Below are 14,630 nucleotides of genomic sequence, written 5' to 3' on the forward strand. Positions count from 1 at the left end.
CGGACCTGCACCTCGAGTTCGGGACCTTTCTCGTCCCGAAGGTCGACTACGACGCAGTGATCCTTGCTGGGGACATCTTCGTCCCCGGCTCCAAGGCCATGCGCTGGGCCCGGCGGGCGGGGAACTTTGGGGAGACAGCCCCCATCCTGTTCGTGCCCGGCAACCATGAGTACTACGAAGGTGTCTTCCAGACCTCGCTCAAGGAAATGGCGCTCACCGCGAGTTCGTGCAACGTGCATCTCCTGGCGCCCGGCGAGGCCGTGATCGCCGGCGTCCGCTTTCTGGGCTGCACGCTGTGGACAGACTTCGAACTGCCGATCCAGACCAAGACAGGGTCGCTGGTAGACACCGAACGGGCCATGAAGGCGGCCAAGGTCCGTCTCAACGACTACTCATCGATCCGGTGGGCCGAGGCGCAGGAATCCTCCGACGCACCCGTGGTAGCAGCCAAGTCAAGAAAGCGCCGCCTGATACCCGAGGACACACTGGCGCTCCACCAGCGTGACCGCGCCTGGCTGGCCCAGAAGCTGGCCGAGCCCTTCGACGGGCCCACGGTGGTTGTGACCCACCACGCCCCGCATCGAAACTCGCTCGCGCCGCGTTATCAGTCGGACTGGCTGTCCGCATCCTTTGTGAGCGAGCTCCCAAGCTCTTTCTTCGAAGTGCCCTCGCTTTGGGTCCATGGCCACCTCCACGATAGCTACTTTTACCAGGCTGGCAACTGCCGGGTGGTGTGCAATCCCCGTGGGTACTTGCAGCATGGCCGCGGCCTGGAGAACAAGCAGTTCAACCCCGAGCTCGTGGTCGAGCTATGAGTGACATCCAGTCATCTACCCACACGATCCAGCAAGTGCTGGCTGCCGCGACTGCGGTCTCGGGTGGGGATTTTGAGGCGGCCATCCTCTGGTACAGGAACGAGCCACTCGCGCTGTTTGATTGCAGGACCGCCGAGTCGCTGGTAGCCGAGGGGCGAGCCGCCGATGTGCTCAATCTCCTTGAGTCCTTCCAGGCGGGGTTTGTTGGATGATGAGGCCCTGCACTTGCAGTCTACCCATGGCAGAAGCGACGCTGACCCATGATGTCCTTGGCCGCACGGGTGATTCCAGCGATTTGCTATTCTTGGATATTGATGGTGTTCTTCATCCTGTCGGCGTGGACTACTCGTTCGGCAGCAGGTTCTTCAGCCATTTGCCGCTTCTGGAGGAGCTCCTGCGAGAGTTCGAGTCTGTCGACGTCGTCATTTCGTCGGACTGGCGGCTGGCCGAGAGCATCGAGCAACTGCAGCGCTATTTCAGTACTGACACTCGGCACCGGATCATCGGAGCGACGCCGCAGATTGCCCCCCGTGTAGTGGTCCACCACCGGCGCCAGTTGGAAATCCAGGCTTGGCTCGACGGAAACGGCCGCCGTGACGCAGAGTGGGTCGCACTTGACGATTGGCCTGGGAGCTTCGAAGCGGCCCTCGCGCGGCTCGTGCTCACCGATCCCACGCGGGCATTCGACCAGGACAGCTTCCAGGAGCTGCGTTCGCACTTCCTTCGGTTTGCGGCCAACCGGTGCTTCGTCGCCAATTCGACGCACATGAAATGAAACCGCTCAAATCGTCGGACCTCCATACGCGATCCGAGCACTACCAGTCGAAGCCCAAGCTCATGTTCTTCGGCGACCCGCATGGCGATCTCGCTCCGGTGATCGCCGCAGTCAAGCGCTTCCGGCCTGAGGCGATCGTGCTGCTGGGTGACATCCAGGCGCGCCGACCTCTGCACGACGAGCTAAGGCCGATACTGGATCTCACCGAGATCTGGTTCGTCCACGGGAACCACGACACGGATTCCGATGCCGACTACGACAACCTGTGGGGATCAGAGCTCGTCACCCGCAACCTGCACGGACGCATCGTCGAGATCGCCGGGTACAAGGTCGCAGGCCTGGGCGGCATATTCCGCAGCAAGATCTGGGATCCGCGGCGGCCATTCGAGGAGGCCGCATTCGCTTCGGCGGACGCTCTGCGCCGATCCATGCGTCGCGAAGAACGCTGGAGAGACGGCATCGCCCGTCGGCATCGGTCCACGATCTTTCCGGATGAATACCTGCAACTGCTGCGGAGCCCACCCGCCGACATCCTGGTGACGCACGAGGCACCAGCTGTTCACCCGCATGGCTGGAAGGCGATCGACGAGCTCGCCGAGACGCTCGGTGTCCAGCTGGTGGTCCATGGCCACCATCATCAGAGCATCGACTACGTCGGCGACGGCCTGATGACCGCCGCGGCACCATTCCGTGCCTTCGGGGTCGACATGGGCTCGCACCTGACGTGGCCGCGGGATGAGACTGGGTTGGGAAGTCCTCCACAAGACTTGCTGGATCTCGCTGCTCAGGTGTTCGGTGCAGAGGCACAAACCTGGCTGGACAAACCGCACCAACTGCTCGATGGCCAAACACCCGCAGCGTTCGCTGCCGGTGGCGGTGCGGACAAGGTCCGAGCGATGCTCAGTGCCATCCAACACGGCGGCGTCGCATGAGGGTCTCCGCGAAGCCATTCTGCGTCTTCAGCACGAAGGCGAGCGCCGAGCTTCGCGTGCACTTTGAAAGGGCGTGCCGATGAAAGTGCTCATCCTTTCCGACCTTCACCTCGAGTTCGCGCCCTTCGAGCCGGCGCCCGACCTCGCGTTCGATGTCGTCATCCTCGCCGGTGACATCCATTCGCCGGCGAAGCGCGCCGTCCAATGGGCGGTGGATCGCTTCCGTGGCAAGCCGGCGATCTATCTGCTTGGAAATCACGAGTACTACGATGGACGGCTGGACACGACACTGGCCGAGGCGCGCCGCGAAGCCGAGGGAAGCAATGTCCATCTGCTCGACGGCGACGAGTGGGTGATCGATGGCGTGCGCTTCCTCGGCGCGACGTTGTGGACTGATTTCGAGCTCGCCATCGAGACGCCTGGAGGTCCGGTCAGCGATGTCGGGCGTGCCATGAAGATGGCAACCAATCTGCTGAACGACTACGCGCTGATCCGCACGGTCGACGAATCCGCAGAACCCGATACCTGGCGGGACAAGCAGGGAAGAAAGCTTCAAGCGGCCGACACGCTTCGGATTCACCGGATGCAGCGCGCCTGGTTGCGGGATCGGCTTGCGGAACCGTTCGCTGGCTCGACGGTGGTCGTGACGCACCATGCACCTCATCGTGGGTCGCTGGCGCAACGCTATGCCGATGATTGGGCCTCAGGCGCCTTCGTCACCGAGCTTCCGGATGCTTTCTTTGATGTGCCGGTGCTCTGGGTCCATGGGCACACGCATCAGCAGTTCGACTATCGAGTCCGTTCTTGCCGAATCGTGTGCAACCCACGCGGTTATGTGAACTGGAGCGGCAGGATTGAGAACAAGGTGTTCGATCCGGGATTGATCATCGACGTGTAAGCACCTATTGGTCAGTAGTACTGCCTATAGTCGGCTTGGAATCCGCCCAGGTCTGCAAGCTGCTCAAGGATTGCCATCGAATTCTTCAGAAGCTCTTCGGTTCTTTTGGGGTCATCCCATCCGGCACCGCCATGTTTGCCACCATGGAATAGATTGTTCCGGGTGGTCTTCACCAAGCGGACGATACGAGCTAGATCGCAGACGCAGTCAGCCAATCCGACTGGCTGCCACTCGAGCTTTCCGCCCAAAACTATCTGGCGGTCTGGTGGCGCGGTCAACAGGCGGCGAGCCTCCTGTGAAGGCACGTATTTCAGCTGCCAATGATCGACGAATTTCTCCCATCCGGGTTCTGCTCTGGTTCCGTCGACCAAGGATTTCAAGTAGCCGTTCTCTTTGAGTGCGTACTCAAACCTCGAGAACCAGAAGAAGAACTCAAATGCGAGCTCTGACAGGGGTTGGGCGATATCTTCCCTACGCATGATCATCAGATCTCCAAGTGACCGGCATGCAGCTCGCGTGCTTCGCTCGCAGGAGCCTCATCCTTGGCCTCAGCAGGTCATTTTCAGCGGAGACGACTGCTGCATTCGAGAGTCAGTGCATCGGACGGTCACTGCCAGGCACTGCTACGGGGCCTGCGTGAGGCGAGACGACTCCCGGGGACGTGCTGTCCTTGCTGAACAGTGCGGCTATCCAGGCTAGCTTTGTAGTGCTGCCTGCGTGTGCTCGATGTGCTTTTCCAGCAGTTGCACCGCGAGCGGGATGTCCTTTGCAATGCAGGCCTTCAAAATCTGAGCGTGTTCAGTTTGCGCGGACTTGCGCCCCACCTTGTACGACTGCAGCGCCCGCAAGTGACGACCGATTCCTCGTACGCTTTCCTCGATCATCTTGAGCAGCTTGGCGCGTCCACAAGGCCGATAGAGTGTCAGGTGGAATTCGAGATTCAGGTCAGCCCATTCTTGGGGTGATTCGCTGCCGTCGTAGCGGGCCATGATTTCTCTTGCGGCGCGGTGGTTCGCCGGGCGCATGAGCGGTATTGCCAGCTTGAGCGCCCTTGTTTCCAGGGCGATCCTGATGTCCAAGGCCTCGATCAGATCCTTGACGGATTGAGATGCGACGGTCGAGCCTTGATGGGCGCGATGCTCGATGAGGCCCTCGGCCTCCAGCCGCTTGAGTGCCTCGCGAACAGGGATGCGGCTGACGCCGAAGCGCTCGGCCAGTGCCTGCTGCTTTAATTGCACACCGATACCCAGTTCGCCGGTGAGGATGAGTTGCCGCAAGGCTTCAGTGATGGAATCGGCCGAGAGGATCTGATCGCCGACCGGTGCTTGGGCCACCATTGGAGCTCCCTTGAGTCTTCATCATGAACGAGAGGGATTCTACGAAAGAATCCAAACTCGGATCCTTTTTCCGGAGCAGGTGTCTCGGCCTCGCCCCTCGGCGCAGCGCCGGACAGACGAGCGTCCCGAGTCCTTCATGTGGGCTGCGGTGCGGGTCCCGTGACGGGCCGTGCGCCCGCAAGCCTGCCGTCATGGGACGCGGGGGGCGGTCGCATCGGTGATGCGTGCTGACCGGTGATGCCCCGGCCTTCCCGAAGTGTCAGTTCGGCGCGTGGATCCGCCCAGTGGATGGCTCCTGATGAAGTGCTGCCATCTCCGTCGGCCCTCAGGTGGGGAAGGTGGCACCGTCGGGCAAGCCGATCGAGAGCGTTTTTGGATCGCCGTGATCGCCATGGCTTCCAGACGAGGCGCTCAGGGCGGACGATCCTCTTGTGCCCGATGTTGCTCCCGCCTCGCGCCGGCAGGCCGAGGCGGTGCCACCCAGGTTGTGGGGAGACTCTGTATAGCCAGTGGTGCTGGGAAGGGGTAAAACGCTGATCCGAAATTGGATCCAATTATGGAACGCTTCTTGCTCAAGATGGCCTTGATGTCATGGAGCATGGCGCTGAATCCCCAAAGGAGTGCGCAGTGCTCTGGATTGGATCCATGATTGAATTCAATCATGTAGCCTTTTTCTCATGATCGATAGGTGTTTCCCCTCGAAATTGCTTTTTGGCGGTTGCGGTGATCGCGAGTTGATGCCTAACATATGTACCTGTCTATACATCAATAGACAAAACTCAATCATCTTCCTGGAGAGTTCATGTCCGAGTCGAGTTATCTAAGCGGCACCTGCGTGTGGTCGGGGGCTGAAATGAGCCAAGACCACCGATGGGTCAAGCAGTTTCCTTCGATCGTCCTGACGCAAATTGACGAGGCGCTGCAGAAAACGCAGGGTCTCGATTGGCGCAAGATCGATCGCCAGAACTTTCCACTACCGGATGTCGCGGCGTTCTTCGACGATGTTCGGGAAGAATTGGAGAACGGTTCAGGCATGGTCAAGATCCGCGGCCTCGATGTGGGCCGCTATCAACAGGAGCAGTTGCGCCGGATCTGGTATGCCCTGGGGGCTCACCTCGGCACGCCGATGTTCCAGAACTACCGCGGCGAGGTCATGCGAGAGATCAAGGACGAGGGGATGGGTGTCGGCGCGAAGCTCTATGGCGAGACCCTCGATGAAACCGGCAAGCAGTTCCTCTCTTCCGGTGCGCGCACGCTGTCGCCGGGGCAGTTGCGCTTTCATACGGACCGCTGCGACGTGGTGGGGTTGCTTTGTGTCCGTCAGGCTTCCGAAGGCGGCGTCAGCAAGCTTGCCAGCAGCGCGACTGTCTACAACGAGATTCTCAAGCGTCGGCCCGATCTGCATGCGCTCCTGTGCAAGGCGGTCCCCCGCAGCCGATTCGGCGAGGAGGCCGGCGGCGAGCATGTGGCCTACGACCTGCCGATCTTCGGCGTGCGGGACGGCAAGCTGACCAGTCACTTTTCGTTGACCTACATCGAGAACGCGCAGATGTTGCCCGGCGTTCGCAAGTTGAGCGACGCCGAGCGGGAAGCCATCCAGATGTTGATGGATGTGGCCGAAGAAGAGTGCTTCGAGATGCGGTTTGCGCCGGGCGACATCCAACTGCTGAACAACCACGTCATCTATCACGGTCGGACGGCTTTCAAGGACAACGTCCAGACCGGCCAGGACCGCATGCTGATGCGACTGTGGCTCTCGGTACCCAACTCGCGTGCGCTCCCTGACGACCACGCTGTGCTGTGGGGCGATGTCGGATCGGGCAAGCCGCACGGCGGGATCGCGCAGCCTGCGTCAGCCCTTCCTGTCTGACACAGCTGCGTCGCACCCAAGCTTCTCGGCCGCGGGTGCGCCGATGGACCCGGGCTTGCATGTCGCTGCGCCTTGTGCACGGGTCGTTCGACGGTTTCGGTTCCTGAGGGTTTTCTGGCCGCGGGCGTCCCAAAGAGGGGGCGGCTGGCGCTGCCTTGTGCAACTTGCGTAACTTCTGAAGAGGGGCATATGAATAGATGGATGCGATTGCTGACAGTGGTATTCCTGGTTGCTGCTGGAGCCGGCGCCTCGGCGCAGGACTGGCCCAGCAGGCCGATCCGGTTTGTTGTGCCGTGGCCCCCTGGTGGATTGAACGACACCATCGCCCGCGCGTTCAATGACCGTGTCGGGCAGGCGCTGGGGCAGCCGGTGGTGCTGGACTTCAAGCCTGGCGCGGCCGGTCGTATCGGTGTTTCCGATGTCGGGCGTTCGGCGCCTGATGGCTATACCGTCGGGATGGGCAATCTCGGGCCGCTGACGATCCATCCGGTCCTCTACAAGCAAATGCCGTATGACGTGAAGAGGGACTTGCTCCCCATCACGATGTTCGCTGCATCGCCATTGGTCCTGGTGGTGTCTGCTACCTCTTCGTTCAAGTCCGCGCGTGATTTCGTCGATGCGGCGCGAGCGAAGCCTGGGGCCTACAACTTCGCTTCCGTGGGACTTGGAAGTCCCGCGCACCTCACCTTCGAGCTGGTGAACGGAAAGGCCGGAATCAAGCTCGTTCATGTGCCCTACAAGGGAACCAACGAAGCGCTGCCGGCGGTGATTGCGGGTGATGTCCAGGCCACGTTCGACACGCTTTCGAGCCTGCTGCCTTTCATCAAGGCCGGAAAGCTGCGTCCGCTGGCAGTCACCACGGCAGAGCGCATCCCGCAGTTTCCCGAAGTGCCGACCCTCAAGGAGCTCGGTCTGCTCGACGACCCGGTGCTGTCCTGGTACGCGCTCATTGCTCCAGCACGGACACCTGCTGCGATCGTCAGCAAGCTTTACAAGGCGTACGGCGACGCCGCGCAAACCCCGGAGATCCAGAAGCTGCTGGCGGCGCAAGGGCTGATCCACGTGCAGATGTCTTCGGCCGAGTTCCAGACCAGCATCGACAAGGAAACCGCTCGGTGGGCCAAGATCATTCAGGACAACCACATCGAAGTCACTCCATAACCAAGGCGCATCTGATCTCCGGGCAACCGCTTCCTGACTGCGGAAGGCGCACCTCCCATCACATCCGGCCTGACAGGGCGGGAGGTGGCGATCAAGCCAACGCCACGAGCCTGCCGATCCTCCATTCAAACCACCCAACGGAACCTCGATATGAAACACTACAAGAGCAAGCAAACAACCTCCGGCACGAGATCTATCTCCTCGTCACTTGCCGCATTCATCATGAGCGTCGTATCGTGCGCGGCCTTTGCGGCGCCAGACTATGGCAAGTGCGAAGTCTCGGGAGAGCGTGGCTCGGTGAAGCTGGAGACCGCGGTTCCCGGCGCGCTGTCCGTACGACCCGTCCTGCCTTCTCCGGGCTGGTGGAACGGGGACTCGATCGAAACGATCAAGGATGGGTTCGAGTACTGCATGGCCGCCAACATGGCGCATCGGGCGGGCCTTGACCGCGTGATTGTCGTGAATCGCTCCTTCGCCCAGATCCTGACTGGGCAGGCCCAGGGCTTCGACATCGCCTTGAGCCAGGTGACGATCACAGACGAGCGGAAGAAGGTGGTGAACTTCACGGATCCGTACTTCAGCTCGGACCAGGGGATTCTTGTCAAGGCCGGTGTCAAGGTCGACAAGGAGAGCATCAAGAAGATGCGTCTCGGGGTGAAGCAAGGGACAACCATCCTCGGCTACCTTGCGGAGCACGTCAAGCCCGTGGAACAGCCCAAGGTCTTCACCGAAACGGCCCCCATGTATGCGGCGCTGGCGGCCGGACAGGTCGATGCCGTCTTGTACGACACGCCCAATGTGCTGGCCCGCGCCAAGCAATCCAACGGCATGTTCGAGGTTGTCGGTCGGTATGACACCGGCGAACGCTGGGGCGGCCTCGTCAACAAGGACTCGCCGAACATGCCAGCCTTCAACAAGCTGATCGAGGAGATGAAGCGCGACGGCACGTTCGCAAGGCTGGCGAACCAATACCTGGCCCCCAGTCTCGGCGCCGATCCCTCCAAAGTGCCCGTCTTCAATCCCTGAGACCTGACCATGAACAGTGCAACGCAGCAGTCCGCCGGGGTTTCACCTCACATCGCTGGGCAGGAGCGCCGTCTGAACATCGGAGGCATGCCGAAGGTGCCGCTGGTGCTCTTCGTCTTCGCGCTGGCGGGCGTGCTCATCGTCGTCGCCGCCAGCTGGTACACCATCCAAACCCTGCGCGAAGCCCTCAGGGGGAGCGCCTGGGATGGCTGGTGGATGTCGGCCGGTGCCTGGGGCCTGGCGATCGCGTCGCTTGGCGCGGGCTGGCCGTTGGCCCGTGCCTTTAATCGGTGCCTGGGCGTCCGTGCAGCGGCGCTCCGCACGGACGTCGTGGCGGCGCGGACCGAGCGGTCCGAAGCCCGCGTGCAGAGCTGGATTGCGCTCGGCTACACGCTGGCACAGTTCATCGTGGTACTGGGTCTTCAGTTCCTGCTGGCCAACAACCATGCTGTCGCGAAGACATTCTTCCTGGTGCCGTTGATCGTCAAGACATTCCCGCTGGTTCTGGATGCGTTCTGGGTCAACGTGAAGATCTTCCTGATCGCAGAGGTCCTTGTGCTGGTCTGGGGGTTGATCGTGGCCCTGGCGATGTTCGCCCCGGGCGCCGCCGGAAAACCCTTGCGCCTCATCGCCACCGCCTATGTCGACGTATTCCGGTCGATCCCGGCTGTCCTAGTGATCTATCTCGTCGGCTTCGGACTTCCCTTGACAGGCGTTCCTGTCTTGAAGGACCTGTCCCTCACGACCTACGTGGTCATCGCATTGACGCTGACCGTGGGCGCCTATGTCGCCGAGATCTATCGTGCGGGGATCCAAAGCATTCACTGGAGCCAAACGGCCGCGGCCCGGTCGCTGGGGCTCTCGCACATGCAGACACTCCGGTTCGTGGTGGTGCCACAGGGGATTCGACAGATCATTCCGCCGCTTCTCAATGCATTCATCGCCTTGCAGAAGGACACGGCGCTGGTCAATGTGGTGGGGGTCGTCGACTCCTTCAATCAATCCATGGTGATTGCCGCGAACTACTACAACCTGTCCGCCGCGACCACCGTCGCGTTGCTTTTCATCGTCATCTCCATACCCCAGACGCGTTTCGTGGAGCGGATGGCCCAACGTGACCGCGCCCGCATGCGTGCAGGCAGTGCTTAACAGAGTTCAAACATGTCCTTTATCGAGATCCGAGAAATTTCGAAGTCGTATGGCGAGTTGTCGGTGCTGAACCGGTTGACGATGTCGGTTGAAGAACACCAGGTGGTATGCCTCATCGGCCCATCGGGATCCGGGAAATCGACATTGCTTCGCTGCATCAACGGCCTGGAGTCCATCAACTCGGGAGAGATACGGGTGCACGGTGACCGCATCACGGGGCCGGGGGTCGATGTCAACTCCTTGCGTCGAGACATCGGCATCGTGTTCCAGGGCTACAACCTCTTCCCCCACATGACTGTGCTGGAGAACGTGACGCTTGCGCCGATTCAAGTGCTGAAGCAGTCCAGAGAGGAGGCAGAAGACCGCGCCATGGCATTGCTGAAGCGCTTCAGCCTCGCACATAAGGCGAAGGAGTACCCAGACCGCATGTCGGGAGGTCAGCAGCAGCGTGTCGCGATCGTGCGTGCTCTGGCCATGGATCCCATGGTCTTGTTGCTCGACGAGATCACTTCCGCACTGGATCCGGAACTGGTGTCGGAAGTGCTGAACATCGTGCGGGATCTGGCCAGCGAAGGCATGACCATGCTGCTGGCCACCCATGAAATGGGCTTCGCCAGGGAGGTCTCGTCCAAGGTGTGCTTCCTGTGCGACGGGGCAGTCTGCGAGGAAGGGCCTCCGGAACAGATCTTCGGCGAACCGCAGCAAGACCGAACCCGTGCATTTCTGCGCAGCATTCGGGAAGCAAAGCGGATTTAGCATGGGCGATCGAGGCATTCGTCTGCCGGAATCTGATCGATCGGAGCGAGCCGAAGCTCCGTCGAGCGAGAGTGACCGTGGCATGCTTGCGGGGATGACAACGACCCTGCACGAGCAAATCAAGGCCTACGTGACGCAAGGCATCCTTGACGGAACATGGCCGCCTGGCCAGAGGCTGCCCTCGGAACTAGAACTGGTAGCGCAATTCGGCGTGTCGCGAATGACGGTCAACAAGGCGCTACGGGAGCTCGCGAACGCCGGACGGATCGTGCGCGTGGCGGGAGTCGGGACCTTCGTGGCGGAGGAAAAGCCACAGTCGACGTTGTTGCAGATTGCCAGTATCGCGAGTGAGATCAGAGCCCGCGGCCATGATCATCAATGGCGTTGTCTTTCTCGTGAGCGCGTAGCTGCTGCACCGGACGTCGCGGTCTGGCTGAGCATGCTTCCAGGGCAATCGATCTTCCACATGAGAAGCGTGCATTTCGAGAACGAGGTACCCATTCAACTCGAGGACCGATACGTCAACCCGAAGATGGTGCCGGACTTCCTGGATCAGGACTTCTCGAACACCACGCCGGGTGAGTATCTTCTTTCTTCAGTTCAAGCCGACCTTGTGGAGCATGTGGTGGATGCCGTCATGCCGACAACTGAACAGGCTCGCATCCTGGAGATGAAAACCACGGAGCCCTGCCTGCAGCTTACGCGGCGCACCTGGTCGCGGGATGTCCCGGTGACATGGGTTAGATGCGTGAATCCTGCTTCGCGATACAGCTTGGGTAGCCGTTTCCGACCTGCCGCCTGAAAAGGCGGCAGAGCACCGCTTGACTACCAGTCGCTGAATATTCATTAATCTCAATTGAGTTGTATATACAGGAATAGATATCATGGGAAAAGTTGACCTGAATCTGAATCGTTTGTGGATTACCTCCCAACCTTTGACGTTGGACGACCTGCGGCGCGTGCATGCGGGTGAAGTCACGCTGGCGCTGGCGGAGGAGGTCGCGCCCGGTTTGACTCGAGCCTATAGGACCGTCCAGGATATCGTGAGCAGCGGTGATGTCGTCTACGGCATCAACACCGGCTTCGGCAAGCTCGCGAGCACGCGCATCGGCAACGACCACCTGGCCGAGCTGCAGCGCAACCTCGTGCTCTCGCACAGCGTGGGCACGGGCGAGCCGCTGGCCGCGCCGGTCGTGCGCATGATCCTCGCGACCAAGGCCGTGAGCCTGGCACGTGGCCACTCGGGCGTGCGGCCCGCACTGGTCGATGCGCTGCTGGCCTTGTTCAACGCGGGCGTCACGCCGCGCATTCCGTGCAAGGGCTCGGTCGGCGCCTCGGGCGACCTGGCGCCGCTTGCGCACATGGCCTGCGTGCTGATCGGCGAGGGCGAAGCGGCCTTGGCCGACGGCAGGGTTGTCAGCGGTGCCGAGGCGATGCGCAGCATCGGCCTCGAGCCCTTCGTGCTCGGCCCCAAGGAAGGCCTCGCGCTGCTCAACGGCACGCAGGTGTCGACCGCGCTGGCGCTCGCCGGCCTGTTCGGTGCGGAAGACGTGTTCGCCGCGGCGCTGATGTCGGGCGCACTGTCGCTCGAAGCCATCCAGGGCTCGATTAAGCCTTTCGACGCCCGCATCCACGCCGCGCGCGGCCAGCCGGGCCAGATCGCCGTGGCGGGCGCGGTGCGCACGCTGCTCGAAGGCAGCGAGATCGTGCCGTCGCACGCCGACTGCGGCCGTGTGCAGGACCCGTACTCGGTGCGCTGCATCCCGCAGGTGATGGGCGCCTGCCTCGACAACCTCGCGCACGCGTCGCGCGTGCTGGTCATCGAAGCCAACGCGGCATCGGACAACCCGCTCGTGTTCTGCGACACCGGCGAAGTCATCTCGGGCGGCAACTTCCACGCCGAGCCGGTCGCCTTCGCGGCCGACATCATTGCGCTGGCCGTCAGCGAAGTCGGCGCCATTGCCGAGCGCCGCATCGCGCTGCTGCTCGACACGGGTCTTTCGGGCCTGCCGCCGTTCCTGGTGCGCGATGGCGGCCTCAACTCGGGCTTCATGATCGCGCAGGTCACGGCCGCGGCACTGGCCTCCGAGAACAAGTCGCTCGCACATCCCGCCAGCGTCGACAGCCTGCCGACCTCGGCCAACCAGGAAGACCACGTCTCGATGGCCACCTTCGCGGCGCGCCGGCTCGGCGACATGGTCAACAACACCGCGGTGGTGGTCGGCATCGAAGCCATGGCCGCCGCGCAAGGCATCGAGCTCAAGCGCAAGCTCAAGAGTTCCCCGCTGGTGGAGGCGGAGTTTGCCGCCATCCGCCAGCAGGTCGCATTCCTCGAACGCGACCGCTACCTCGCACCCGACATCGAAGCCATGCGCCAGTGGGCGCTGAAGGCCGAACTGCCGGCCGCGCTGCTGAACATCCTGCCCAGTCACTCGCAAGAACCGTCACTCTGATCGATAGGAGAACCACGCCATGAACGCTCCCGAAAAATTCGCCCTGCAGACCCCCGACGCCACCGACCCGCGCCATGACCCGACGCGTGTGATCCGCGCACCGCGCGGCAGCACGCTCAACTGCAAGAGCTGGCTCACCGAAGCGCCGTTCCGCATGCTGCAGAACAACCTCGATGCCGAGGTGGCCGAGCGTCCGCAGGACCTCGTGGTGTACGGCGGCATCGGCCGCGCCGCGCGCAACTGGGCCTGCTACGACCAGATCCTCGCGTCGCTGAAAGAGCTGAACGACGACGAGACGCTGCTCATCCAATCGGGCAAGCCGGTCGGCGTGTTCAAGACCCACGAGAACGCCCCGCGCGTGCTGCTCGCCAACTCGAACCTCGTGCCGAAGTGGGCCAACTGGGAGCACTTCAACGAGCTCGACCGCCAGGGCCTCTTCATGTACGGCCAGATGACCGCAGGCAGCTGGATCTACATCGGCAGCCAGGGCATCGTGCAGGGCACCTTCGAGACTTTCGTCGAAGCCGGCCGCCAGCACTACAACAACAGCCTCGCGGGCAAGTGGATCCTCACGGCCGGCCTCGGCGGCATGGGCGGCGCGCAGCCGCTCGCAGCCACGCTGGCGGGCGCGGTGTCGCTCAACATCGAGTGCCAGCAGGCCAGCATCGACTTCCGCCTGCGCACGCGCTACGTCGACAAGCAGGCGCGCGACATCGACCACGCGCTCGAACTCATCCAACAGCATTGCGGCGCGAAGGAAGCCGTGTCGATCGCGCTGCTCGGCAATGCGGCCGACATCCTTCCGGAACTCGTGAAGCGCGCGAAGGCCGGCGGCCTGAAGCCCGACCTCGTGACCGACCAGACCTCCGCGCACGACCTGATCAACGGCTACCTGCCTTCGGGCTGGAGCGTGCCGCAATGGCAGGCCGCGATGAAGGACGTCTCGCAGCATGACGCGCTGAAGAAGGCCGCCGCCAGGTCCTGCGCCGTGCACGTGCAGGCCATGCTCGACTTCCAGTCCATGGGCATTCCCACCGTCGACTACGGCAACAACATCCGCCAGGTCGCGTTCGACGAAGGCGTGAAGAACGCCTTCGACTTCCCGGGCTTCGTGCCGGCCTACATTCGCCCGCTGTTCTGCGAAGGCAAGGGCCCGTTCCGCTGGGTCGCGCTTTCGGGCGACCCGGAAGACATCTACAAGACCGACGCCAAGCTCAAGGAGCTGTTCCCCGAGAACACCCATACCCACCGTTGGCTCGACATGGCGCGCGAGCGCATCGCCTTCCAGGGCCTGCCCGCACGCATCTGCTGGCTGGGCCTGGGCGAGCGCCACATCGCCGGCCTGGCCTTCAACGAGATGGTGAAGAACGGCGAGCTGAAGGCGCCCATCGTCATCGGCCGCGACCATCTCGACACCGGCTCGGTCGCCAGCCCCAACCGCGAAACCGAAGCCATGAA

The 14,630-nt window shown here is 62.3% G+C and carries 15 protein-coding genes; 13 read left to right on the top strand and 2 right to left on the bottom strand.

Features of this window, described 5'->3' with window-relative positions; genetic code table 11:
* The 5 genes from PMI12_RS15210 to PMI12_RS15230 form a co-directional block, all read left to right on the top strand.
* On the top strand, positions 1-815 hold an 815-nt coding region (locus tag PMI12_RS15210), incomplete at its 5' end, for a metallophosphoesterase (protein ID WP_007834026.1).
* Complete coding sequence (locus tag PMI12_RS15215; RefSeq protein WP_007834028.1) at positions 812-1,027, top strand: hypothetical protein; 216 nt, start codon at positions 812-814, stop codon at positions 1,025-1,027. The genes PMI12_RS15210 and PMI12_RS15215, both read left to right, overlap by 4 nt.
* 26 nt (positions 1,028-1,053) lie before the next feature.
* Positions 1,054-1,590: an HAD domain-containing protein gene (locus PMI12_RS15220; protein ID WP_007834030.1), complete on the top strand. Its 537-nt coding sequence runs from the start codon at positions 1,054-1,056 to the stop codon at positions 1,588-1,590.
* Positions 1,587-2,522: a metallophosphoesterase gene (locus PMI12_RS15225; protein WP_007834031.1), complete on the top strand. Its 936-nt coding sequence runs from the start codon at positions 1,587-1,589 to the stop codon at positions 2,520-2,522. Before PMI12_RS15220 ends, PMI12_RS15225 begins: the two co-directional genes overlap by 4 nt.
* Positions 2,523-2,601: 79 nt before the next feature.
* Complete coding sequence (locus PMI12_RS15230; protein ID WP_007834032.1) at positions 2,602-3,420, top strand: metallophosphoesterase; 819 nt, start codon at positions 2,602-2,604, stop codon at positions 3,418-3,420.
* An 11-nt stretch (positions 3,421-3,431) separates the two neighbouring features.
* Here PMI12_RS15230 and PMI12_RS15235 read toward each other — a convergent pair whose 3' ends face one another.
* Both PMI12_RS15235 and PMI12_RS15240 read right to left on the bottom strand, forming a co-directional pair.
* The gene (locus PMI12_RS15235) at positions 3,432-3,905 is read right to left on the bottom strand and encodes a hypothetical protein (RefSeq protein ID WP_007834033.1); all 474 of its coding nucleotides are present in this window, start codon (positions 3,903-3,905) and stop codon (positions 3,432-3,434) included.
* A gap of 210 nt (positions 3,906-4,115) precedes the next feature.
* A complete protein-coding gene (locus PMI12_RS15240; protein ID WP_007834034.1) occupies positions 4,116-4,757 on the bottom strand; it encodes a GntR family transcriptional regulator in 642 nt (213 codons plus the stop codon).
* Positions 4,758-5,559: 802 nt separating this feature from the next.
* Here PMI12_RS15240 and PMI12_RS15245 point away from each other — a divergent pair.
* The 8 genes from PMI12_RS15245 to hutU all read left to right on the top strand — a co-directional run.
* Positions 5,560-6,627 carry a TauD/TfdA family dioxygenase gene (locus PMI12_RS15245; protein ID WP_007834035.1) on the top strand — a complete coding sequence of 356 codons (1,068 nt, stop codon included), beginning with the start codon at positions 5,560-5,562 and terminating at the stop codon, positions 6,625-6,627.
* A gap of 201 nt (positions 6,628-6,828) precedes the next feature.
* Positions 6,829-7,788, top strand: coding sequence for a Bug family tripartite tricarboxylate transporter substrate binding protein (locus tag PMI12_RS15250; protein WP_157632205.1), 960 nt, complete (start codon positions 6,829-6,831; stop codon positions 7,786-7,788).
* 150 nt (positions 7,789-7,938) lie between these two features.
* A complete protein-coding gene (locus PMI12_RS15255; RefSeq protein WP_007834037.1) occupies positions 7,939-8,814 on the top strand; it encodes an ABC transporter substrate-binding protein in 876 nt (291 codons plus the stop codon).
* Positions 8,815-8,823: 9 nt separating this feature from the next.
* Positions 8,824-9,963, top strand: coding sequence for an amino acid ABC transporter permease (locus PMI12_RS15260; protein WP_007834039.1), 1,140 nt, complete (start codon positions 8,824-8,826; stop codon positions 9,961-9,963).
* Positions 9,964-9,975: 12 nt separating this feature from the next.
* Positions 9,976-10,719, top strand: coding sequence for an amino acid ABC transporter ATP-binding protein (locus tag PMI12_RS15265; protein ID WP_007834042.1), 744 nt, complete (start codon positions 9,976-9,978; stop codon positions 10,717-10,719).
* Positions 10,720-10,813: 94 nt separating this feature from the next.
* Positions 10,814-11,521, top strand: coding sequence for a histidine utilization repressor (gene hutC / locus PMI12_RS15270; protein ID WP_237726098.1), 708 nt, complete (start codon positions 10,814-10,816; stop codon positions 11,519-11,521).
* Positions 11,522-11,603: 82 nt separating this feature from the next.
* A complete protein-coding gene (gene hutH / locus PMI12_RS15275) occupies positions 11,604-13,172 on the top strand; it encodes a histidine ammonia-lyase (RefSeq protein WP_007834045.1) in 1,569 nt (522 codons plus the stop codon).
* 19 nt (positions 13,173-13,191) lie between these two features.
* The coding region (hutU, locus tag PMI12_RS15280; protein WP_007834047.1) for a urocanate hydratase at positions 13,192-14,630 on the top strand (1,439 nt) is incomplete at its 3' end.

It is taken from the genome of Variovorax sp. CF313, from assembly GCF_000282635.1.
Classification (GTDB): Bacteria; Pseudomonadota; Gammaproteobacteria; order Burkholderiales; family Burkholderiaceae_C; genus Variovorax.

What these genes read in the sequence shown, in the direction of transcription:
- PMI12_RS15250 (WP_157632205.1), top strand. Translation starts at nt 6,829, where the DNA reads ATGCGATTGCTGACAGTGGTATTCCTGGTTGCTGCTGGAGCCGGCGCC.
- PMI12_RS15235 (WP_007834033.1), bottom strand. Translation starts at nt 3,905, where the DNA reads ATGATCATGCGTAGGGAAGATATCGCCCAACCCCTGTCAGAGCTCGCA.
- PMI12_RS15230 (WP_007834032.1), top strand. Translation starts at nt 2,602, where the DNA reads ATGAAAGTGCTCATCCTTTCCGACCTTCACCTCGAGTTCGCGCCCTTC.
- hutC (WP_237726098.1), top strand. Translation starts at nt 10,814, where the DNA reads ATGACAACGACCCTGCACGAGCAAATCAAGGCCTACGTGACGCAAGGC.
- PMI12_RS15265 (WP_007834042.1), top strand. Translation starts at nt 9,976, where the DNA reads ATGTCCTTTATCGAGATCCGAGAAATTTCGAAGTCGTATGGCGAGTTG.
- PMI12_RS15240 (WP_007834034.1), bottom strand. Translation starts at nt 4,757, where the DNA reads ATGGTGGCCCAAGCACCGGTCGGCGATCAGATCCTCTCGGCCGATTCC.
- PMI12_RS15245 (WP_007834035.1), top strand. Translation starts at nt 5,560, where the DNA reads ATGTCCGAGTCGAGTTATCTAAGCGGCACCTGCGTGTGGTCGGGGGCT.
- PMI12_RS15225 (WP_007834031.1), top strand. Translation starts at nt 1,587, where the DNA reads ATGAAACCGCTCAAATCGTCGGACCTCCATACGCGATCCGAGCACTAC.
- PMI12_RS15220 (WP_007834030.1), top strand. Translation starts at nt 1,054, where the DNA reads ATGGCAGAAGCGACGCTGACCCATGATGTCCTTGGCCGCACGGGTGAT.
- PMI12_RS15215 (WP_007834028.1), top strand. Translation starts at nt 812, where the DNA reads ATGAGTGACATCCAGTCATCTACCCACACGATCCAGCAAGTGCTGGCT.
- PMI12_RS15260 (WP_007834039.1), top strand. Translation starts at nt 8,824, where the DNA reads ATGAACAGTGCAACGCAGCAGTCCGCCGGGGTTTCACCTCACATCGCT.
- hutH (WP_007834045.1), top strand. Translation starts at nt 11,604, where the DNA reads ATGGGAAAAGTTGACCTGAATCTGAATCGTTTGTGGATTACCTCCCAA.
- PMI12_RS15255 (WP_007834037.1), top strand. Translation starts at nt 7,939, where the DNA reads ATGAAACACTACAAGAGCAAGCAAACAACCTCCGGCACGAGATCTATC.